Origin of the sequence: Mycobacterium sp. GA-1199, assembly GCF_001500045.1 — a bacterium.
Classification (GTDB): Bacteria; Actinomycetota; Actinomycetes; order Mycobacteriales; family Mycobacteriaceae; genus Mycobacterium.
The window spans coordinates 1-21,886 of record NZ_LQIX01000013.1 but is presented as its reverse complement, the minus strand read 5'-3'; the positions used below and the strand labels follow the sequence as shown (position 1 = coordinate 21,886).

General features: G+C 67.5%; 22 protein-coding genes. 11 read left to right on the top strand and 11 right to left on the bottom strand.

Annotation, left to right across the window (positions count from 1 at the left end; translation table 11 throughout):
• Positions 1–110 precede the first annotated feature (110 nt).
• Together pta and AU198_RS11465 are read left to right on the top strand one after the other, a co-directional pair.
• On the top strand, positions 111–2,195 hold the full coding sequence (gene pta / locus AU198_RS11470; RefSeq protein WP_064348260.1) for a phosphate acetyltransferase: 2,085 nt from the start codon (positions 111–113) through the stop codon (positions 2,193–2,195).
• On the top strand, positions 2,195–3,337 hold the full coding sequence (locus AU198_RS11465) for an acetate kinase (protein WP_064348259.1): 1,143 nt from the start codon (positions 2,195–2,197) through the stop codon (positions 3,335–3,337). Before pta ends, AU198_RS11465 begins: the two co-directional genes overlap by 1 nt.
• Here AU198_RS11465 and AU198_RS11460 read toward each other — a convergent pair.
• On the bottom strand, positions 3,272–3,694 hold the full coding sequence (locus tag AU198_RS11460; protein ID WP_197416098.1) for an STAS domain-containing protein: 423 nt from the start codon (positions 3,692–3,694) through the stop codon (positions 3,272–3,274). The two genes, AU198_RS11465 and AU198_RS11460, sit on opposite strands and share 66 nt — an antisense overlap.
• A 388-nt stretch (positions 3,695–4,082) precedes the next feature.
• Between AU198_RS11460 and AU198_RS11455 the strand changes: the two genes are divergently transcribed.
• The gene (locus AU198_RS11455) at positions 4,083–4,448 is read left to right on the top strand and encodes a group I truncated hemoglobin (RefSeq protein WP_064348257.1); all 366 of its coding nucleotides are present in this window, start codon (positions 4,083–4,085) and stop codon (positions 4,446–4,448) included.
• Positions 4,449–4,451: 3 nt separating this feature from the next.
• Here AU198_RS11455 and AU198_RS11450 read toward each other — a convergent pair whose 3' ends face one another.
• The 3 genes from AU198_RS11450 to glnX are packed head-to-tail and all read right to left on the bottom strand — an operon-like array spanning position 4,452 to position 8,994.
• Positions 4,452–6,713: a serine/threonine-protein kinase PknG gene (locus AU198_RS11450; RefSeq protein WP_064348256.1), complete on the bottom strand. Its 2,262-nt coding sequence runs from the start codon at positions 6,711–6,713 to the stop codon at positions 4,452–4,454.
• Positions 6,713–7,675: a glutamate ABC transporter substrate-binding protein gene (locus tag AU198_RS11445; RefSeq protein WP_064348255.1), complete on the bottom strand. Its 963-nt coding sequence runs from the start codon at positions 7,673–7,675 to the stop codon at positions 6,713–6,715. Before AU198_RS11445 ends, AU198_RS11450 begins: the two co-directional genes overlap by 1 nt.
• Entirely contained in the window at positions 7,675–8,994 is a 1,320-nt protein-coding gene (gene glnX, locus AU198_RS11440; RefSeq protein WP_064348254.1) for a protein kinase G-activating protein GlnX, read from the bottom strand. Before glnX ends, AU198_RS11445 begins: the two co-directional genes overlap by 1 nt.
• Before the next feature lie 111 nt (positions 8,995–9,105).
• On the opposite strand from glnX, the gene AU198_RS11435 reads away from it, so the two are divergent.
• Entirely contained in the window at positions 9,106–9,606 is a 501-nt protein-coding gene (locus AU198_RS11435) for an NUDIX hydrolase (RefSeq protein WP_064348253.1), read from the top strand.
• Here the strand turns inward: AU198_RS11435 and thiE are convergent.
• On the bottom strand, positions 9,590–10,273 hold the full coding sequence (gene thiE / locus AU198_RS11430) for a thiamine phosphate synthase (RefSeq protein WP_064348252.1): 684 nt from the start codon (positions 10,271–10,273) through the stop codon (positions 9,590–9,592). The genes AU198_RS11435 and thiE overlap by 17 nt on opposite strands.
• Positions 10,274–10,428: 155 nt before the next feature.
• Here thiE and thiO point away from each other — a divergent pair, with 155 nt between their 5' ends.
• The 6 genes from thiO to AU198_RS11400 all read left to right on the top strand — a co-directional run bounded on the left by thiO (position 10,429) and on the right by AU198_RS11400 (position 16,268).
• Positions 10,429–11,439 (top strand): glycine oxidase ThiO, encoded by a 1,011-nt coding sequence (gene thiO, locus AU198_RS11425; protein WP_502689283.1) that lies wholly within the window; start codon positions 10,429–10,431, stop codon positions 11,437–11,439.
• Between the two features lie 74 nt (positions 11,440–11,513).
• Entirely contained in the window at positions 11,514–11,711 is a 198-nt protein-coding gene (gene thiS, locus AU198_RS11420) for a sulfur carrier protein ThiS (protein ID WP_064348250.1), read from the top strand.
• 10 nt (positions 11,712–11,721) lie between these two features.
• Positions 11,722–12,495, top strand: a complete 774-nt coding sequence (locus AU198_RS11415) for a thiazole synthase (RefSeq protein ID WP_156431575.1) — start codon at positions 11,722–11,724, stop codon at positions 12,493–12,495.
• On the top strand, positions 12,492–13,256 hold the full coding sequence (locus AU198_RS11410) for an SGNH/GDSL hydrolase family protein (RefSeq protein ID WP_156431568.1): 765 nt from the start codon (positions 12,492–12,494) through the stop codon (positions 13,254–13,256). Before AU198_RS11415 ends, AU198_RS11410 begins: the two co-directional genes overlap by 4 nt.
• Positions 13,257–13,284: 28 nt before the next feature.
• Positions 13,285–14,799: a M28 family metallopeptidase gene (locus AU198_RS11405; protein ID WP_064348247.1), complete on the top strand. Its 1,515-nt coding sequence runs from the start codon at positions 13,285–13,287 to the stop codon at positions 14,797–14,799.
• Positions 14,796–16,268, top strand: coding sequence for a M28 family peptidase (locus AU198_RS11400; RefSeq protein ID WP_082690978.1), 1,473 nt, complete (start codon positions 14,796–14,798; stop codon positions 16,266–16,268). The genes AU198_RS11405 and AU198_RS11400 overlap by 4 nt, the downstream gene beginning before the upstream one ends.
• Here AU198_RS11400 and AU198_RS11395 read toward each other — a convergent pair.
• From AU198_RS11395 to AU198_RS11380, 4 genes are read right to left on the bottom strand one after another with little or no spacing between them, the layout of a single operon-like run.
• Positions 16,222–17,511 carry a uracil-xanthine permease family protein gene (locus AU198_RS11395; protein WP_064348246.1) on the bottom strand — a complete coding sequence of 430 codons (1,290 nt, stop codon included), beginning with the start codon at positions 17,509–17,511 and terminating at the stop codon, positions 16,222–16,224. The genes AU198_RS11400 and AU198_RS11395 overlap by 47 nt on opposite strands.
• Positions 17,508–18,728, bottom strand: coding sequence for an APC family permease (locus tag AU198_RS11390; RefSeq protein WP_156431567.1), 1,221 nt, complete (start codon positions 18,726–18,728; stop codon positions 17,508–17,510). Before AU198_RS11390 ends, AU198_RS11395 begins: the two co-directional genes overlap by 4 nt.
• Before the next feature lie 14 nt (positions 18,729–18,742).
• Positions 18,743–19,084, bottom strand: a complete 342-nt coding sequence (locus AU198_RS11385) for a hypothetical protein (protein WP_064348245.1) — start codon at positions 19,082–19,084, stop codon at positions 18,743–18,745.
• Between the two features lie 13 nt (positions 19,085–19,097).
• A complete protein-coding gene (locus tag AU198_RS11380) occupies positions 19,098–19,322 on the bottom strand; it encodes a hypothetical protein (protein ID WP_064348244.1) in 225 nt (74 codons plus the stop codon).
• Positions 19,323–19,426: 104 nt separating this feature from the next.
• Between AU198_RS11380 and AU198_RS11375 the strand changes: the two genes are divergently transcribed.
• Positions 19,427–20,668 (top strand): TetR/AcrR family transcriptional regulator, encoded by a 1,242-nt coding sequence (locus AU198_RS11375; protein WP_064348243.1) that lies wholly within the window; start codon positions 19,427–19,429, stop codon positions 20,666–20,668.
• Here AU198_RS11375 and AU198_RS11370 read toward each other — a convergent pair.
• Positions 20,635–20,913, bottom strand: coding sequence for a DoxX-related protein (locus tag AU198_RS11370; RefSeq protein ID WP_064348242.1), 279 nt, complete (start codon positions 20,911–20,913; stop codon positions 20,635–20,637). The genes AU198_RS11375 and AU198_RS11370 overlap by 34 nt on opposite strands.
• Positions 20,914–20,933: 20 nt before the next feature.
• A partial coding sequence (locus AU198_RS11365; protein WP_064348241.1) for a flavin-containing monooxygenase occupies positions 20,934–21,886 on the bottom strand: 953 nt, incomplete at its 5' end.

Genomic DNA, 21,886 nt, shown 5'->3' with positions numbered 1-21,886 from the left:
CGCCGCCTCCGCGGCCGTACGCTAACGTCGCGTCAGCACGTTCTACCGTGAAAGCAGCAAGGCACCCACACCGTGGTACGCCCTGTGGGCCGACCAGGAGTTGCAGGCGATTGAACAGTCCACCAGAGCGCAAGCCGGTGTCCGCCGTTTATGTCGCGTCCCCGGAAGGCGACACGGGAAAATCCACCATCGCGCTGGGCATCCTGCACCGCTTGACGGCCACGGTGGCCAAGGTCGGCGTCTTCCGGCCGATCACCCGGCTGGGTGAGGACCGCGACTACATCCTCGAACTGCTGTTGAAACACACGACGGCGGGCTTGTCGTACGACGACTGCGTCGGCGTCGGCTACGAGCAACTGCACGAGGATCCCGAATCCGCCTTGGCCGAGATCGTCGACCGGTATCACCGGGTGGCCGACCAGTGCGATGCGGTGCTGATCGTCGGAAGCGACTACACCGATGTCGCCACACCCAGCGAGTTGTCGACCAATGCGCGCATCGCGGCCAATCTCGGCGCTCCGGTGGTGCTGGCGGTCAAGGCCAAGGATCGCAGCCCCGCCGATGTCGCGAACATCGTCGACATCTGCCTCGACGAAATCGCTGCCCAGCATGCGTACACCGCGGCGGTCGTCGCCAACCGCTGTGACCCCGCCCAACTGACCGCGGTGCTCGACGCGCTGAAGGGCTTCGACCTCAAGTGTTACGCGCTGCCGGAGGAGCCGCTGCTGGTCGCCGCGTCGGTCGCCGAACTGCAGCAGGCCGTCGAGGGTGAATTGATCAGCGGCGATCCGGCGCTGCTGTCGCGTGAGGCGATGGACCTGATGGTCGCCGGGATGACGGCCGAACGCGTACTCGAGCGGCTCAGCGAGGGTGTCGCCGTCATCGCCGCAGGCGACCGCTCCGACGTCGTCCTCGCCCTTGCGAGCGCCCATGCCGCCGAGGGCTTTCCGTCATTGTCGTGCATCATCCTCAACGGCGGGCTGGAATTGCACCCCTCGATCGCCGCACTGGTCGCCGGGCTCGGACTGCGGTTGCCGATCATCGCTACCAGGTTCCGGACGTTCGAGACGGCCAGCCGGGTGGCCTCCGCGCGCGGCAGGGTGACTGCCACCTCCCTGCGCAAGATCGACACGGCCATCGCGTTGATGGAGACCCACGTCGACGTCGCAGACCTGTTGGATCAGTTGGCCATCCCGATTCCTCAGGTCGTCACCCCCCAGATGTTCACGTACAAGCTGCTGGAGTGGGCTCGGTCGGACCGCAAGCGCATCGTGTTACCTGAGGGCGACGACGACCGCATCCTGACCGCGGCCGGCCGACTGCTGCACCGCGGCGTCGCCGACCTGACGATCCTCGGCGAGGAATCTCAGATACGCGCGCGCGCAGCCGAATTGGGTATCGACCTCGCCGATGCCGCCGTCCTCGACCCGCAAACCAGCGACCTGTGCGATAAGTTCGCCGAACAGTACGCCGAGATGCGCAAGCACAAGGGCGTCACGGTCGAGCAGGCGCGCGAGATCATCCACGACGTCTCCTATTTCGGTACCATGCTGGTGCACAACGACATGGTCGACGGCATGGTCTCCGGCGCCCGGCACACCACCGCCCACACGGTGCGACCCGCCTTCGAGATCATCAGGACGCTGCCCGACGTGTCGACGGTCTCCAGCATCTTCCTGATGTGCCTTGCCGACCGGGTGTTGGCCTACGGCGACTGCGCGATCGTGCCGGATCCCACCGCTGAACAACTCGCCGACATCGCGATCTCGTCGGCGCGCACCGCCGCCAGCTTCGACATCGAACCGCGCGTCGCGATGCTGTCCTACTCGACCGGCACAAGCGGATCCGGTGCTGATGTCGAAAAGGTCCGGCAGGCAACCGAACTGGTCATCCAGCGGGAGCCGGACCTGTTGGTCGACGGTCCGATCCAATACGACGCCGCGGTCGACGCCTCTGTTGCGACGTCCAAGATGCCCGACTCGAAGGTGGCCGGCCGTGCGACGGTGCTGATCTTCCCCGACCTCAACACCGGGAACAACACGTACAAGGCGGTCCAGCGCAGCGCGGGCGCAATCGCGATCGGGCCGGTGCTGCAAGGGCTGAAAAAGCCGGTCAACGACCTCTCGCGCGGCGCGTTGGTGGAGGACATCGTCAACACCGTGGCAATCACCGCGATCCAGGCGCAGACGCTCTGATGGCGCGCAGCGTACTGGTACTCAACTCAGGGTCGTCATCGCTCAAATACGCTGTCATCGAACCGGACTCGGAGACGATGGTGGTTGACGGCATCGTCGAGCGCATCGGTGAGGGGCAGGTGGGTGACCACGCCGAGGCGCTGCAGACGGCGTTCGGTCAGATGGCCGAAGCCGGCCGGGGCCTCGACGCCCTCGACCTCGTCGCCGTCGGGCATCGCGTGGTCCACGGCGGCCCGGACTTTTACGAGCCGACGCTGGTCGACGACGCCCTGGTCGCCAGGATCGACGAACTGTCTCCCCTTGCCCCGCTGCATAATCCGCCGGCGCTGCTGGGAATCGAAGAGGCACGCAAGGCACTGCCCGATCTCCCTCATGTCGCGGTCTTCGACACCGCCTTCTTCCACGACCTGCCGACTGCCGCGGCGACGTACGCGATCGACCGCGACATCGCCGAGCAGTGGCATATCCGGCGCTACGGCTTCCATGGCACCTCACACCAGTACGTCAGCGAGCAGGCCGCCGCCTTCCTGGGGGCCCCGCTGGACTCGGTCCGTCAGATCGTGCTGCACCTGGGCAACGGCGCCTCGGCATCGGCGATCGACGGGGGCCGTCCGGTGGACACCTCGATGGGACTGACGCCGATGGAGGGGCTGGTGATGGGAACCCGGTCCGGCGACATCGATCCGGGGCTGATGTTCTATCTGTGGCGCGCGGCGAACATGAAGGTCGAGGACATCGAGACGATGCTCAACCGTCGGTCCGGCGTGCGCGGCCTCGGCGGCGAGGTCGACTTCCGGGTCCTGCATCAGCGCATCGAATCCGGGGACACCGCTGCGCAATTGGCGTACGACGTCTACATCCACCGGCTGCGCAAGTACATCGGTGCCTATCTTGCGCTGCTGGGCGGTGCGGACGTCATCACCTTCACCGCCGGAGTCGGGGAGAACGACGCGGCGGTGCGGCGTGACGCCTTGAGCGGCATGGCGCCGTTGGGCATCGAACTCGACGAGATGCTCAACGCCAGCCCCGACAAGAAGGCCCGGCGGATATCGGCCGACCGATCTCGAACGACGGTTCTAGTTGTTCCCACTGATGAGGAGCTTGCGATCGCCCGCGCTTGCACGAACCTCGTCGAGCAGTGAGCGCGGCTTCTCGAGCGGCAATTCCTGGGCGGAATCGCAGATGGCGAGCAGTCGGCGGACCTGCCTGCCGCAGCGCACCTGCCAGTCGATTCCGTTGCGGGAGCAGATGACGTTGATGTAGTGCAGCGCCGCGAAGCCGGCGGTGCCGAAGAAGTCAACGAGCCGCAGGTCGATCACGAGACGCCGCGTGCCGGCGACCTGACCTTCGATATAGGTGGCCAGCGCTCGGCTGTTGGTGGCATCGATCTCGCCCTCGACCGTCACGAGGACCGTCGAACCATGCCGGTGGGAGGCGGTGAAGTTGGCGCGATGGTGGTGTTCGCACTGATCGAAGGACCGAGGGTCGGGACGAAACACCCGGCAGGTTCCTACAGCGGACACGGCGCACTCCTGTTGTCGAGATGCGATGGAAACCGCGGAGGCCGTCGGTGACGCCTGACAGCTGCTCACCCGCACACGGGGAATGGTCCCCGATGACCTCTGCAGTTTGGCTGTGACCTCAACCTGTGATGCAGATTACTACGAAATCCGCGGTGCCACCATCGAGTGTTACGACATGGGCAAATCCCGTAAAGTCGAGGCCTCCTGCGGTGCGGTTTGCTGTAAGGGCCACTGAATCCGTAGTTCTGACGCCGCTCGGGGTGGCGGCGGTGAGGATGAATTTGCCCCGCCGGCAACATGCCGAAATCTCGCCGCAACCGCCGTCGGCTGCAATGGGCCCATCCGGTGCGGCGAAGGGGCACACATGCCGAACATTTACGAGCAGATCGGCGGCCACGAGGCCCTCGAAGGCGTGGTCGAGGACTTCTACAACCGCGTGCTGGCCGACGATCAGCTGGCCGGTTTCTTCACCGGAACCAACATGGCGCGACTCAAGGGGCGGCAGGTCGAGTTCTTCGCCGCCGCGCTGGGCGGGCCCGAACCGTATACCGGTGCGCCGATGCGCCGGGTCCACCAGGGCCGCGGGATCACCGTCCACCATTTCAACCTCGTCGCGGGCCATTTGAGCGCAAGTCTCGCCGCTGCTGGAGTGCCTGCCCAGACGGCCGGTCAGATCCTCGAAGCCATCGCCCCGCTGCGCGACGAGATCGCGACCGCCAGCGTCGCCTGACCGTCAGAACGTGCTGGTCGGGCGGACGCTGTTGGCCAGGTCCACCAGCGCGTAGCGGTGCGCCTGCGTCGGTGCCACTCGCGCCAGCGCACGCAGCGAGGCCTCCACACCCAGCTGCAATCCGTGTTCGGTGAACGGGAACCCGAGGATGTGATTGGTGCTGGCGGTGTTGTCGGCCAGCCAGTCCATCGCGGTACCCAGCACGAGCGCACGGATCTGAAGCACCCGCGGCTCGCTGTCGGGCAGCGCCTCGACGCGCCGCGCGGCGTCCCGGATCTGCTGTTCGGTGATCTCGCTCGACGACCGACCGGACAGCAGAGTGACCGCGCTGGTCAGCCGGGCCGTCGTGAAATGGCGGGACATCGCGGGCACCTTGTCGAGTGTCTTCACCGCATCGTCGCGCTCACCGGCGGCCGATTGCGCGCGGGCCAGGCCGAACCCTGCCGAAATCACTCCGTTGTCGGTCGACCACACGGTGTTGTAGAACTTGCCCGCGTCTGCGGTGCCCGCCAACTCAGCGGTGGCGGCCAAGGCCAGTTTGGGGGCCAGCTCGCCGGGCATCGTGTCGAGCACCTCGGTGAAATGCTTTGTCGCCGAGTCGTAATGGGCGGTCAACAGTTCGGAGACGGCCTTGAACCAGACGAGCCGCCACGGCCAGCTCACCCGCTCGGCGAGGTCGTCGAGTTTGCGGGTGGCCTTGGCGACGTCGCCGAGGTCGAGCAGCGCGCGCACCTCCATCAGCGGCAGTTCGACCGAATCCGACAGATCGATGCCCTCGGAGTCCAGCGCCCCGTGCCTGGCCGCCCGCAGCTGGTCGAGGGTCTGCACGGGCTGGCTCACCACGCTGGCCGACAGCACCGGTGCGCCGACGTCGGTCGGGTCAACCAGGGGTACGGGCAGGGCCCTGACGATCTCCTGTGCGGTCAGCCGTTCGGAGTGCACCTGCCCGTCGAGATAGACATCGGTGTGCGCTACCAACAGATCGATGCCGAACGTGGACCGGGTGGGCGAAAACACCGTGGACAGACCGGGTCTGGGTGATCCGGTGTCCTTCGCCACGACTTCACGCAGCACGCCGAGCAGCTGTCCGGACATCTCGTCCGCACTTCCGAAACGCCGCCGCGGATCGGGGTCGATCGCCCGGCGCAGCGCACGGCCGAACGAGTCGTACTCGGCCAGCACCGGATCGTCCTCGGGCAACCCGTCGACGTAGCGGCCCTTGCGCGTGCGCAGGTTCAGCGTCAGCGCTGCGAGGGTGCGGCCCACGGTGTAGATGTCGGTGGCCACCGTCGGCCCCGTCCGCACGATCTCGGGAGCCTGATACCCCGGGGTGCCGTACAGGTAGCCGAACGAGTTGATGGTCGACACCGCACCGAGGTCGATCAGCTTGAGCTGTTCCTCGGTGATCATGATGTTTTCGGGTTTGAGGTCGTTGTAGGTCAGGCCGAGCGAGTGCAGATAGCCCAGCGCGGGCAGGATCTCGAGCATGTAGCCGATGGCCTGGGCCACCGGCAACTTCTCGCCCCTGGCCTGTTTGAGCGATGTGCCGCCGACGTACTCCATCACGATGTAGCCGACGGGGTTGCCGTGCTGGTCTGCGTGCTCGACGAAGTTGTAGATCTTCACGATGCCGGGATGGGTGACCTCGGCGAGGAACTGTCGCTCGGCCATCGCGATCTTCTGCGCCTCGGCGTCGCCGGAATGCACCAGACCCTTGAGCACGACGGGTCGTTCGTTGACGTTGTGGTCGAATGCCAGATAGACCCAGCCGAGGCCGCCGTGTGCGATGCAGCCCTTGATCTCGTACTGGTCGGCGACCATGTCACCCGGATTCAGTTGCGGCAGAAACGAATACGGACTGCCGCAGTGCGGACACCAACCTTCCGACCGGGCAGGTTTGCCCTCGCTGGAACGGCCGACGGGGCGGCCGCAGTTCCAACAGAAGCGCTTCTTCTCCGCGACCACCGGATTGGTCATCAGCGCTTCGAGCGGATCCTTGGCCCGCACCCGCGGGATCTCGACGAGCCCACCGCCCAGGCGGCGCGTCCGCGACAACGCCCGCGTCGTGGTGGTGGTCTGCTCCTGCGGCTCGGTGTCTCCGGTGCCCGCCGACCCACCGTCATCGTCGTCGAGATGGGGCCGGAACACAGCCTCGGTCGCCATCGGGCGGATGGTCGAGGCCGAATCCATGCCCATATCGTCGAAGCTCGCCGGCTGGGTGCCCGGGCCCTCGTCGTCGTAGTCGTGCAGTTGGGTCTCAGACATCAGTCGGAATACCTCGCGACGGGAGGAGCCGGCGCCGGCCCGAGCACCGTCAACCATTTGCGGTACAACGTGTTCCAGGTGCCGTCGCGGCGAATACGTTCGAGCGTGCCGTTGACGAACCGGACCAGGCCGGTGTTCTCCCGGTTGACCCCGATGCCGTAGGGCTCGCGGTTGAGGCTTGGACCGACGATGTGCAGATAAGGATCCTGTGACACCAGACCGGCGAGGATCGAGTCGTCGGTGCTGACGGCATCGACCTGCCGCTGCTGCAACGCCACCAGGCAGTCGGCCCACGCGACCACCCCGACGATGATCGGCGGCGGCGTGATCTCACGGATCCGCTCCAGCGATGTGGTGCCCTTCGCGACGCACACGCGGCGTCCCGAAAGGTCCGACGCCTGCCGGATCGTCGAGTCGCGCGGCGCCAGGATGCGTTGATTGGCAGTCAGATACGCCGTCGAGAACCCGATCAGCTTCTTGCGTTCGCACGTGATGGTCATGGTCTTGACGACGACGTCGACCTGATTGTTCTGCAACGCCGCGATGCGGTCCGCCGACGACAGGATCCGGTACTCCACCTGCGACGGGGTTCCGAAGATGTCGCGGGCGATCTCACCGGCGATGTCGACGTCGAACCCGGTGATCTGCCCGGTGATCGGGTCGCGGAACGAGAACAGGTTGCTGCCGATGTCCAGGCCGACGATCAGACGGCCCCGGGCGCGGATGTTCGCGACAGCCTCCTCGGCCTGGGCCCGATCGCTGAACGGCCGAAGGCTCGCCGTGCGGTCACAGTCCTCCGTGTCGTCGACGGGCGGGCGCACCGGTTGTGGCGGCAACTCCTCCATACCCGCCGGGGTGGGCGGCGGAAGCGTCACGCCGGGTGTGGAGGTCACCGACGTCGCCTGGCCGCATCCGGTGAGGACCAGCGCGGCGGCGACGAGCAGGCCGAAGAACGTCTTCATTACCGGTACTCACTCAACCTCGGCCACAACCCCAGCGCCACCGCGACCGCCGCGACGACGCTGAGCACCGCGGCGCCCACGGTCGCGCCGGACAGCACCCGGTGCGCGTTGATGATGTCGTCGCGCAGTTGCCCGCGGCTCTCTTCGATGCCCTGGCTCAACGCCTCGTCGAGTTTGTTGAACGCGGGCGTGGAATCGTCAGCACCGGTGCCCAGCGCCACCTGCGTGGCGGCTTGGTAGTTGCCGACGCTGATGTAGGCGTTGATCCGGTCGTCGGCGGCGCGCCAGCGCTTCAACAACTGCTCGGCCTCGGCGAGGTCGGTCTTGTCGATGGCGTCCTCGCGGGCCAGGTAGTCCGCAAGCTGCTGTTGCATCATGTCGATACGCTGGTAGTACGACTGTTTGCGCACCGTCTCGTCGCCGCGCCGGATCAACGACAGCGTCTCGTCGGCACGGGCCTGCTGCGCGGTGATCGCCAGGTTCGTCACCGTCTTCAACGACTCGGCGGCGGTGTCCTTGGCGCTGCGGCTGTCGGAGGTCGAGATGACCAGGGCCGTGCCCACCCAGATCAACATGGTCAGAACGGCCAGTCCGCCGGCGACGAAGCCGATGTTGATCCGCCTGCGCGTGCGCCGGGCCAGCCAACGGTTGGCGAACACCCCGAACAGCAAGGTCGCCAGCACCACCAGGATGACCGGGCCGGGGATCCGGGTGGACGCGCTGGTCTCGGCGTCGACGCGCTGCGAGGTCTCCTCGTAGAGCCGTTGGGCCCCGGGCAGGATCTGCGTCTGCATCAGAGCCGACGCCTCCGACAGGTACGACGAACCCACCGGATTACCCGAACGGTTGTTGGTGCGGGCGGTCTCGACCAGGCCCGTGTACACCGACAACTCCGCGTTGATGCGGCCGAGCAACTGCACCAGGTCCTCGTCGGTGAGCCCGCTCGACGCCCGGGTCACGGCCACCGACGCGTCCGTGATCGCCTGTTCGTACCGTTGTCGGACGTCGCGCGGTTCCGCCCCGGCGATGAAAGCCGTGGCCGCCGCGGCGTCGGCCACCGACAGCGTCGTGTAGAGCTGGCCGGCGGCAAAGGACAGCGGCTCGGTGTGGTTGAGCACCGTCATCAGCGCCTGCTGGCGGTCGTTGATCGTCGTCGACGTGGCGAACGCGCTGGCGATGACGAGCGCAGACAGCACCACCCCGATGGTCAGGATCCGGCCGGGCGTGGTCCACAGAAACCACCAGCGTTGTTGTGCCGGCGTCGACGGCGACCGCGACGCGAGCGGCTCCGTCGACGGGTGCGCCAACTCCACAGTCACGTGCGCGCGGACCTCATCAGCATCGCTTTCCGGCTCGTCGTTTCGACCGCTCCCACTGTATGAAAGAAGTCTAAGAGTTTCCGGCAGGCCGGGCGGCCCTATTGTTGAGGCGTGCGTGGCGACGGTGACGGATGGGTGGTTTCCCACGGCCAGGCCTACTGGGGCAGGTACGGTGCGGCCGGTCTGCTGCTGCGGGCGCCCGGCCACGACGGCAGCCCGGTGGTGCTGCTCCAGCACCGGGCGGCCTGGAGCCACCAGGGCGACACCTGGGGTCTGCCCGGCGGGGCTCGCGACAGCCACGAGACCGCGGAGCAGGCCGCCATCCGGGAGGCCCATGAGGAAGCGGGGCTGCCTGCCGAGCAGTTGACCGTGCGCAAGGTGGTGCAGACCAAGATCGTCGCGGGCGACGGGGTCAGTTGGAGCTACAGCACGGTCATCGCCGACGCCCAGGAGATGCTGCCCACCGTGCCGAACCGGGAGAGCGCCGAGTTGCGCTGGGTTGCCGTCGACGACGTCGCGACGCTGCCGCTGCACCCGGGATTCGCCGCCAGCTGGCAGCGGTTGCGCGACGAGTTCACGTCGATCCCGCTCCTGGTCAACCCCCAGCTCTGAGCGCCGCCTGCAAAGCCACCTTCAACGACGAGGCCGCCGCACCAGGGTCCTCGGCCGCCGTGATCGCCCGCACCACGACGACGCGTCGCGCGCCTGCGTCCAGCACCTGCGGTAACCGGTCGGCATCGATTCCACCGATCGCGAACCACGGCTTGGCCGTAGCAAGTTGGGCGGTGTGCCGGACCAGCTCCAGCCCGGGCGCAGCGCGGCCGGGTTTGGTCGGCGTGGGCCAGCACGGGCCGACGCAGAAGTAGTCGACGGCCTCGTCCACCGCCGCCGCGACCTGAACGACGTCGTGGGTGGACCGCCCGATCACCGGCCCCTCGCCGACGATGCCGCGCGCCACCGCCAACGGAAGGTCGTCCTGGCCCAGGTGAAGCACGTCGGCGCCGGCGGCCAACGCGATGTCGGCGCGGTCGTTGACGGCCAGCAGCGCGCCGTGGCGGCGGGCCGCGTCGGCGAGCACCTCGAGGGCCTCGAGCTCCTGACGCGCCTCCAAGGGGCCGAACCGCTGTTCGCCCGGCGACCCCTTGTCGCGCAGCTGGATGAGGTCGACCCCGCCGGCGAGGGCGGCGTCGGCGAACTCCGCGAGGTCGCCGCGCTCGCGCCGGGCGTCGGTGCACAGGTACAGCGACGCGCTGGCCAGGCGTTCTCGAGGTTGGTGCACACCGCGACGCTAGCGGCTCGTCGTTGGGGGCCTAACCAGCGGGTACTGTGGGTTGACGAACGCGGGAGTCCCGGGAGCGGGGACTGAGAGTGGGCATTCGAACCTGCCCTTACCGTCGCACCTGATCCGGGTCATGCCGGCGAAGGGAGGGGATGTTGACCGCAGCAAGCCTGGCCGTGATCGGCGGCGGCGTCATCGGCCTGGCCGTCGCGCGGCGTGCGCTGAGCGCCGGCTGGGATGTCCGCGTGCACCGCACCGGCGAGCGCGGCGCGTCGTGGGTCGCAGGCGGCATGCTCGCACCCCACAGCGAGGGCTGGCCCGGTGAGGAGAAGCTGCTGCAGCTCGGCCTGGAGTCGCTGCACCTGTGGCACGGCGGCTTCCTTGACGGGCTGCCCGACGATGTGGTCACCGCACGCGAATCGCTGGTGGTCGCCGTCGACCGCGCAGATGCGAGCGACCTCAAAACAGTGGGGGAGTGGCTTGCGGCCCAAGGGCATCCGGTGACGGCCACGGCGTCGGCCCGCGACATCGAACCGCTGCTCGCCCAGGGCATCCGGCATGGGTTTCGCGCCGAAACCGAACTGGCCGTTGACAATCGGCTGCTGGTGCGAGCCTTGGCCGTGCAGTGTGAAGGGCTTGGTGTGCAGTGGGCGCCCCCCGTGTCCGAACTCGCCGAGGTGCAGGCGAACGCCGTGGTGATCGCCAACGGCATCGACGCCCCGACGCTGTGGCCCGACCTGCCCATCCGGCCGGTCAAGGGTGAGGTGTTGCGGTTGCGGTGGCGGCGCGGCTGCATGCCGGTGCCGCAGCGGGTCATTCGGGCCAGGGTGCACGGCAGGCAGGTGTACCTGGTTCCGCGCGCCGACGGGGTCGTCGTCGGCGCCACGCAGTACGAACACGGCCGCGACACCGCGCCCGCGGTGACAGGAGTGCGGGAACTGCTCGATGACGCCTGCGCGGTGATGCCGGCGCTGGGCGAGTACGAACTCGCCGAATGCGCCGCGGGCCTGCGGCCGATGACGCCGGACGGATTACCGCTCGTCGAACGCCTCGACGAGCGCACACTGGTCGCGGCGGGCCACGGGCGCAACGGCTTTCTTCTCGCGCCCTGGACGGCCGAACGGATCGCGGCCGAACTCGATGTCACGATTGGAGCAATGAGATGACGCGCACGCGAGGAGCAATGAGATGACGCGCACGCGAGGAGCAATGAGATGACGCGCACGCGAGGAGCAATGAGATGAAGGTACTCGTCAACGACGAAGCGGTGGAAGTGGACGCCTCGACGACGGTCGCCGCGCTGCTGGAGCGTCTCGGCTTTCCGGAGAAGGGCATCGCCGTCGCGGTCGACTGGTCGGTGCTGCCGAAATCGGACTGGGACACCGCACTCTCGGACGGCGCTCGTGTGGAGGTGGTGACGGCGGTGCAGGGTGGCTAGCCCCGATACCCTGCGCGCGAGCGCAGCATCGGTCGCGAAGTTGACCATCGCGGGCCGCGAGTTCGGTTCGCGGCTCATCCTCGGCACCGGAGGCGCGGCGAATCTCGCCGTGCTCGAAGAAGCGCTTGTCGCATCGGGCACCGAGCTCACGACGGTGGCGATGCGGCGCGTCGACGCCGACGGCGGCACCGGCGTGCTCGAGTTGCTCAACCGGCTGGGAATCACCCCGTTGCCGAACACCGCGGGCTGCCGCGGGGCGGCCGAGGCGGTGATGACGGCGCAACTCGCCCGCGAGGCGCTGCACACCGACTGGGTGAAACTGGAGGTCATCGCCGACGAGCGCACGCTGCTGCCCGATGCCGTCGAACTGGTCAGGGCGGCCGAGCAATTGGTCGACGACGGTTTCACGGTGTTGCCGTACACCAACGACGATCCGGTGCTTGCACGCCGGCTCGAGGACATCGGGTGCGCGGCGGTGATGCCGCTGGGTTCGCCGATCGGAACGGGATTGGGAATCGCCAACCCGCACAACATCGAGATGATCGTCGATGCCGCTTCGGTACCGGTGGTGCTCGATGCGGGCATCGGCACCGCCAGCGACGCCGCGATGGCGATGGAGTTAGGTTGTGACGCCGTGCTTTTGGCCACCGCCGTGACGCGTGCCGCCGATCCGCCGACCATGGCGGCGGCGATGGCCGCTGCGGTCAGAGCCGGACGCCTGGCTCGGCAGGCCGGCCGTATCCCGAAGCGGTTCTGGGCGCAGGCATCCAGCCCGTCCCGATGAGTCGCTATGTGGCGCTGGGCAGTTCGATGGCAGCGGGTCCCGGGATCGGACCCCGCGCCGACAGCGCACCCTGGGCCGCCGGCCGGTCGTCGCGCAACTATCCGCATCTGGTAGCCGCCAGGCTGAATCTCGACCTCGTCGACGTGACGTACTCCGGTGCGACCACCGCGAACGTCCTGTCCGAACCGCAACACGGTGCGCCGCCGCAGATTTCGGCCTTGACCGGGTCAGAAGAACTGGTGACGGTGACCATCGGCGGCAACGACGTCGGCTACGTGCCGATGCTGTTCGCCGCGGGCCTGCCACGGGCTTTCCGCAGGTTTCCGCTGCTGGGAAAGGTCCTGCGCGCCCAGCTCGACTCGGGGGCGCGCGAGGACGCGCTGAGGGAGGTCGCGGTGGCTCTGGAGGAGGTCGGCCGGACGGTGCGGGCCCGCGCACCGGGCGCGACGGTGCTGTTCGTCGACTACCTCACGCTGCTACCACCGCCGGGTGTGCCGGCACCGCCGCTGTCCGACACCGATGTGGCGACCGGTCGCCACGTCGCCGACACGCTGGAACGGCTCACCGCGGAGGCGGCCGCGGCCACCGGCTGCGGACTCGTGCGGGCCGCCGAGCACAGCCGCTCGCATCATGCGTGGTCGCCCGAACCGTGGACGACCCGGTTCGGGCTGCCGTTACCGGGCAGACCCGCGCCGCTGCATCCCAACGCCGCGGGCATGCGCGCCGTTGCCGACCTCATTGCCGCGCAGGTGGCGGGCTAGCGCCCTAGCGACGCTAACGTAGTGGGCAATGAGCCACACAAAGCTTTTGAAGACAATCGCCCTGATCTCGACCGGCGTCATCGCGCTCGGGGGCTGCGGCCGTGACGAGGAGCAACCGGCGGTGCAGCCGCCCACCACACAAGCGGGCGTGTCACCGGCCGCCGTCGACTTCGCCAGGTCGCTCGCCCAGCGAACCTCCGCCGATGCGATGTACCAGCATCTGGTCCGGTTGCAGGAGATCGCCGACGACAACGAAGGTAATCGTGCACTGGGCACGCCGGGTTACGACGCCAGCGTGGATTACGTGGCTAACATCCTGCGCGACAAGGGGTTCGAGGTCCAGACGCCGGAGTTCGAGGTGCGGCTGCCGTTCGCCGACGAACCCGCGCTGACCGTTGGCGGCGCCGCCGTCAAGGCCAGACCGCTGAACTTCACGATCGGCACGCCGCCGGACGGGGTGTCGGGTCCGCTGGTGCCCGCCCGCGTCGAGGACTCTCCGGGCTGCACCGTCTCCGACTACGACGGCTTACCCGTCGAGGGCGCCGTCGTGCTCGTCGACCGCGGCACGTGCCAGTTCTCGGACAAGGAAGAGGCGGCCGCCGAACGTGGAGCGGTCGCGCTGATAGTCGCCAACAACGAGGACAACGACGAGATGGGCGGCACGCTCGGTGAGGACACCGATACGAGCATCCCGGTTGTCAGCATCACCAAGACCGAGGGCGACCGGCTACGCGCCGAACCACGTGACGTCACCCTCAAGCTCAACGCGGGTGTGCGTAAGGAGCGGACCCGCAACGTCATCGCCCAGACCAGAACGGGTGACACCGCAAACGTCGTGATGGCCGGTGCGCATCTGGACAGCGTCGCGGAGGGCCCAGGTATCAACGACAACGCATCCGGCGTGGCGGCCGTGTTGGAGTCCGCAGTGCAGTTGGGCGGTTCCCCCAACGTCCATAACGCGGTACGGTTCGGTTTCTGGGGTGCGGAGGAGGTCGGGTTGTTCGGATCGAACAACTATCTGGAGTCGCTGGATGTCGATGCCCTCAAGGACATCTCGCTCTACCTGAACTTCGACATGGTGGGCTCGCCGAACCCCGGCTACTTCACCTACGACGGGAACCAGTCCCTACCGCCCGACGAGGAAGGCGCGATCACCCGGGTGCCGGAAGGGGCGGCGGGCGTGGAACGCACGCTGGTGGACTACCTCGACGCGGCCGGAAAACCGGCCGAGGACACCAGCTTCGACGGTCGCTCCGACTACGACGCGTTCACCCTTGCGGGCATCCCGGCGGGTGGCACCTTCTCGGGCGCCGAGGCCAAGATGACGCCCGAGCAAGCCGAGCTGTGGGGCGGTGAGGCGGGTCAGCCGTTCGACCCCAACTACCACAAGGAATCGGACACCCTCGAACACATCGACCGCACCGCATTGGGCATACATGGAGCGGGTGTGTCCTATGCCGTCGGTATCTACGCCCAGGACCAGGGCGGGCCGAACGGAATTCCCACGCGCGATCTGCGCGTTCGTCACCCGCTCGCGTCATGAGGACATGGGCGGCCCGCGCGGGAGTCGTTGTCGCAGTCGTCGTCGGGGTCGTCGGCGCGATGACCTCGTGCTCGTCGCCGGATCCGACAACGCCGTCCCCGCAGGAGATGGCTGACAAGGTCACCGCCGACGCGATGTACACCCACCTGCAGCAACTGCAGCAGATCGCCGACACCCACGGCGGTAACCGCGCCAACGGCAAGCCGGGATACGACGCCACCGTCGATTACGTTGCGCAATTCCTGCGCGACAAGGGATTCGACGTCCAGACTCCGGAGTTCGAACTGCTCGACCGCAGTCAGGGCGGCAACCCGTCGATGCGGGTCAGTGGGCGCGAATATCCCGTCGACCAGGCCTCTCTCCTGATCACCACGCCGCCCGGCGGACTCAACGCCGTGACACTTCGGCCGACGAAGCCGGCCGGTTGTCGTACCGGCGACTACGACGGCGCTTCGGTGCGGGGCGCGATCGCCGTCGTCGACGACACGGGGTGCTCGGTGGTCGCCAAACAGAACGCGGCCGTGTCGGAGGGCGCCGTCGGCCTACTGGTCGTCAGCTCGCCGGGTGGCAGCGGAAGCCCGGCGGGTCTGTTCACACCCGGTTACTACCAGGACCTGACCGTGCCCGTCGGGGTCATCGGCCGCGAGGCCGACGCCGCCCTGCGGCGTACCTCGGCACCGGTACGCCTCGTACTGGACCGCAAACCGGTGATGAAGAAGACCCGAAACCTCGTGGCGCAGACCAAAACCGGCGATGCACGGAACGTCGTGCTGGCGGGCGCGCATCTGGACAGCTCGGCGGCGAGCCCGGGGATCAACGACGACGGGACCGGCATCGCGGCGTTGCTCGAGACAGCGGCGGCACTAGGTTCGCAGCCCCGGGTGACCAACGCCGTGCGCTTCGTATTCTGGGCCTCGGAAGAGAACGGTTTGGCCGGACCGACGAACTACGTCCAGGGACTCTCGCCCGACGAACTTCGTGACATCGCACTGTATCTGGGCTTCGACATGCTCGGTTCGCCCAATGCGGGCTACTTCACGTATGACGGTGACCAGTCCGCTACGCCCAACCCGGCGATCCCCGCACAGTCGGTACCCATGGGGTCGGCCGGTATCGAGCGGATGCTGGCCGGCTACCTCAACACGGCGGGGGTACGACCCGCCGACATGCCACTGAGCGAATTCACCGACTATTACCCGTTTCTCGCCGCCGGAGTGCCGATCGGCGGTCTGACAGCCGGTTCGTCGCAGCGTAAAAGCGAGATACAGGCCCGGCTTTGGGGCGGCCGGGCGGGGGTCCCCTTCGACCCGAACTACCGCACCAAGCGCGACACGGTCGAGAACGTCAACCGAGACGCGCTCTCGGTTCTGGGTCCCGCGGTCGCCTACGCGGTCGCGAGCTATGCGGCCTCGGTCGACGGCGTCAACGGTGTTCCGCCCCCGGACCAACGGCAGCGGGCCGCTCGCTAGCCTGGCGGAATCCCAACAGCCGCATACCGTGATAGACCGCCAGCGCGGCTATCGAACCCAACGCGATTCCTGTGAAGGTCAATGTGCCTGCGTGCCAGGTGAAGTCGGCGATGCCGATGATCAGCGGTATGGCCGCGGTCATCTGATTGATCGGGCGGGAGAAGTCGACGCGGTTGGTCAGCCAGATCCGGACTCCCAGCACACCGACGAGCCCGTAGAGCACCACGGTCGCGCCGCCGAGCACGCCGGCGGGGATCGCCGAGATCGCCGCGCCGACCTTCGGGCACAGTGAGAGCAGAATCGCCACGGCGCCCGCAACCCAGTACGCCGCGGTGGAATACACCCGCGTCGCCGCCATCACACCGATGTTCTCGGCGTAGGTGGTGGTCGCAGACCCGCCGCCGAAACCCGCCAGCGTGGTGGCCACGCCGTCGGCAGCCAACGCGCGGCCCATCACGGGGTCGACATCGGTGTCGGTCATCTGGCCGACCGATTTCACGTGCCCGATGTTCTCGGCGACCAAGGCGATCACCGCCGGCAGGAACATCGGCAACACCGCGAGGCTGAACGTCGGGGTCTGGAACTCGGGCAGACCGAGCCACGGAGCGGCGGCGATCGGTGCGGTGTCGATCTCGCCGAGCATCAGCGCGAGAACGTATCCGGCGAGGACGGCCAGGAAGATGGCCAATCGGCTGATGATGCCGCGGAAGAACGCGAGCGTCACCACCAGGAGCACCAAGGTGACGAGTCCGACCACCGGACCCTGCTCGAAGTTGGCCTTGGCCGAGGGCGCCAGGTTGAAGCCGATCAGCGCGACGATTGCGCCGGTGACCACCGGGGGAAGTGTCACGTCGAGCCAGCGCGTGCCGACCAGGTGGACGACTCCCCCGATCGCCACCAACGCGAGGCCCACCGCCACGAGACCGCCCAGGGCGCTGCCCGTTCCGTGCGAGGCGACCGCGGCCGTGACCGGTGCGATCACGGAGAAGCTCGAACCCAGGTAACTGGGCAATCGATTGCCCGTGATGAGCAGAAACAGAATCGTCCCGACGCCTGAGAACAACAGCGTCGTCGCCGGTGGGAAGCCAGTGAGCACGGGGACCACGAAGGTGGCGCCGAACATGGCCACGACATGCTGGGCGCCGAGCCCGATCGTCCGGCCCCACCCGAGTCGTTCGTCGGGTGCGACGACGAAGTCATCGCCGGTGTCGGCCTCGACGCGCTTCCAGGTCAGCTCGATCACGGTCTAAGACGGTAAGCCAGCGCGCCCGCGAGCACCACGCAAGCGCCGGCCAGGACCGACGACGCCGGAAGCAGGAACGCCAGCACCACACAACCCGCCAGCCCGACCGCGGGGACCACCCGGCGGCCGAGTGTCCATGCCGAGGCGTTGGCGATCGCGTAGTAGACGAGCACGGTGAACGACGAGAAGCCGATCGCGGTGCGGACGTCCACGGTGGCCGCCAGCGTGGCCACGAGGACGCCGACGACGACCTCGGCGCGGTGCGGGCTGCCGAACCTCGGGTGGACGCGCGCCAGAATGTTCGGTAGGTAGCGGTCGCGCGCCATCGCCAGCGTCGTACGCGACACCCCGAGGATGAGCGCCAGCAGCGACCCGAGCGCGGCCACCGCGGCGCCGGCCCGCACGACGGGCTCCAGAGCGGCAAAGCCGGCCGCGGTCACCGCGTCGGCAAGCGGTGCGGCAGCTGACGCCGTTGCCGCACTTCCCAATTCGGCGATGACGGCGGTGGCGACGAGGGCGTACACCACGAGCGTGATGCCCAAGGCCAACGGTATCGCGCGGGGGATGGTGCGGGCGGGGTCGCGGACCTCTTCGCCCAGTGTCGCGATCCGTGCGTAGCCCGCGAACGCGAAGAACAACAATCCAGCGGCCTGCAGGACGCCGGCGACGGAAGCGTCGGCGTCGACCGACAGGCGGGTCCACTCGACCTCCCCGAAGCCCAACACGGTGACCACCACTGTGCCCAGCACGGCCAGTACCACGGCGACGATGACGCGCGTCAGCATTGCCGACTTCCGGATGCCCGCGTAATTCAGTGCGGTCAGCGCGGCGACCGCCCCGACCGCGATCCCACGGGCGGCCTCGGGCCACACGTAGTTGCCGACCGTGAGTGCCATCGCCGCGCACGATGCGGACTTGCCGACGATGAAGCTCCACCCCGCGGTGTATCCCCAGAACCGGCCGAGCCGCTCACGCCCGTAGACATAGGTTCCGCCGGACTCGGGGTATCGCGCGGCCAGCCAGGCGGACGAGGTGGCGTTGCAGTAGGCCACCACGGCGGCGACCGCGAGGCCGATCAGCAGTCCCGAACCGGCCGCCGCGGCGGCGGGTCCGACCGCGACGAAGATGCCCGCGCCCATCATCGACCCGAGCCCGATGACGACCGCGTCGAAGGTGCCCAGCCGGCGTGGCAGCGCGGGGCCGGCCGGCGTGCTCACGCCGGAATGCTAGATCAGGCGTTGTTGTGGTGCGGCTGCAACGAATCGCGGGCCGAGGTCGTCGCCGAGGCGACGAGCGCCACGAGCAGACCGGCACCGCCGAACAGGGCCAGCGGCACCGTCCACAGCCGTCGCATCAGCAGCGCGGACTCACACTGCTCGACGTAGTTGGTGTCGCTGCCTGCCGCGGCCGCCTGGGTCATGTCGGTGAGGTATCCCGTCCCGCATTTGACCTGCCAGCCGTACTGGTCGTAGCTGTCCAGGAACACCGGGAAGTTCATCGCCAGCAGGGCAGCGCCCAATACGACGGCGGCGATGATCCCGGTCCAGGCGAGACGGTGGTGGTGGTCGGACAAGGTGTTCCCCCGTTCATGTCATGCAGACGTCAGCAAACAGCAGCACCGGCCATGAGGCGATCGACCCCAGATACGAAACCACCAGGTCAGCACCGGTCATCCCCTGCAGGTGGTCGGTGTGGGTGGTCGACCAGAACACGCCGACCAGCAGGTACGGGGTGCCGAGCACGAGCGCCACCGTGATCAACTCCCCGATCGTGACCTGAAAGCCCAATAGCTTGCGGAGCGCGCCGAACACACCATTATGTTAATCGTCATTCTGCGTGGGCTGACAAGTTCGCGCGATTACCGGCAACGGTACTGGACCGGTACGGACGAGATCGTTCCGATATCGTGTCTGCCATGTCGCGCACTCGGCCGGCGAGCGGTGACGCGGTCCGGCGCCGGCCGAAGGACCGTAAGGCCCAGATCGCCCGGGCATCCGCCGAGGCGTTCAGCACCCTGGGCTTTTACGGCGTGAGCATGGAGTCAATCGCATCGCGGGTCGGGATCTCGGCGGCCGCCCTCTACCGGCACTATGCGAGCAAATACGACCTGTTCCGCGATGCCGTGCTCAATCTGGGGCAGCAGTTGGTGGATGCGACCGCGTTCATCGACGAGAGCGATCTCGAGGACCCTGGACTGGAACTGCACCGGGTGGCCGCGGCGCTCATCGAGACCGCGATGGCGAACCGGGAGTCCGGCGGGCTGTATCGCTGGGAGGCGCGATATCTGCGGGGCGACGATCAAGCGTCCCTGATTGCGCAGATGCGCACCGTCAACCGCCGCATCCAACGCCCCATCTGCGCGATGCGTCCGGATCTGACGTCGCATCAACGGTGGACGTTGTCCATCGCGGTCCTGTCGGTCGCCGGCAGCATCGTCGACCACCGGGCGAAGCTGCCCGCCGGCCAGGTGCGCGCGCTGCTGTCCGATCTCGCCGAAACGCTTGCCGCCACCGAGTTGCCAGACTGCGACGACGTCACCGAGCGGCCGGTCGCACCGGTTCCCACCGCCGTCGAGCCGTCGCGATATGAAGCGCTGCTCAACGAGTCCATGCGCTTGTTCAACACCAAGGGATACCGCGACACGGGTATGGAGGACATCGCCGCGGCGGTCGGCATGCCGGCATCGGGCATCTACCGCTATTTCGCGGGCAAGAGCGACATCCTGGCCGCCGTCTTCCGGCGCGCGGCCGACCGGCTCTCCGACGAGTTGACCGCGATCACCGCTGCCAACGCCGACCCCGAGGACGCCCTTGCCGCGGTGATCGACGCCTATGTGGCCAGGTCGTTCGCACATCCCGAACTGGACTACGTCTACTACTCCGAGCGGCTGCACATGTCACCGACGGACCAGAAGATTTTGCGCAACATGCAGCGCACCACCGTGGAATCGATGGTGGAGTTGGTGGTCGTCGTGCGCCCGGAATGGACGCCGGGTCAGGCCAGGTTCGCCGTGCACGCGGCCATGGCGTTGGTGATCGACCTGGGCCGGCTGATGCGGTACGAGAACTCGACGCAGAACCGGGCGATTCTGCAGCGGATGCTGGATGTGACGCTGTTGGGCCGCTACCGGTTGCGCGCGACGTTGCCGGCCAAGTAGGCGAGGTAACCGACGGTGCCGACGACCGCGAGTTTGCGCGTTCTGCGGGCGGCCAGCCCGAGTCCCAGCGCCGTCTCGATTCCGCCGTTCACGTAGATGAACTGGCGGGTGTTGCGTGGGAATGCCTGCACCGTCATGGATTCGAACAACTCGGGTTTGACGAAGTGGCTGAGCCCGACGCCGGCCAGGCCCAGGCCGGCCAACGTGGCCGCGCGCGAACCGCTGCTCGATTCCTGAAGTGACACAGCTAGGTGTTCCTCTCTGCTCACGCAATCCGGTAGTCGCTCAGAGGATACTGTGACGCCTCTCTGATGGCTCTGCGGGTGGATACCGGCTGCAGCAACGTGGCCTCGCCGTTGGGGTCGAAATAGTACGATCGTGAACCCGCGCAGTTGCCGGCCATGAACACCGAGTTGCCCATCAGCTTGGTCATCCGATCGAGGTAGCGGGCGTTGGCTTCCTCGGTGACCTCGAATGTCGTTGCACCCCGGCGCTTCATCTCGCCGAACAGCCTATCCATGTGACGCATTTGATATTCCACGGTGTTGAAGAAGTTCAGCCCGAGGAACGCATAAGGACTCGCCAAACTCAGATAGTTGGGGAAGTAGGGCACCGTGACGCCCTGATAAGCCTGGAACCTCGTGTCGCGCCACCACTTCCCCAGGTTGCGACCCTTGCGTCCGATGATCTCGATCGCCGGGATGTTGGCCTCCCACAGATCGAAGCCCGTCGCCAGGATGAGCGTGTCGATCTGAATCTTCGTTCCGTCGGCGGTGACGACGCCGTCGGGTTCGATGCGTTCGATTCCCGAACTCTGAAGGTGCACATTCGGTCTCGTGAATGCGCGGTTGTAGCTGTTGGAGAACGTCGGGCGTTTGCAGCCGAAGTCGTAGTCGGGGGTCAACTGCCTGCGGAGTTCGCGATCGCGCACGGAGAAGAACCGGTGCATCTTGGCCACATCGGACGCGGCGATGTTGAGCCGGCGGAACAGGAGCTGACGGTGGCGCAGCCCGACGAAAAGGAAGAACTCGTAGATCACATCGGTGACGGCCCGAAGTGCGCGCTGCGTCAACGGAATCCGCGCGAACAGTCGCTTGACAGGCGCGGGGATCGGGAAGTCGAGCCTGGGTACCACCCAGACCGGCGTTCGCTGGTAGACGGTCAGGTCGGCCGCCTTCTTCGCCAGTTCCGGAATCAGTTGCACCGCGGTCGCGCCGG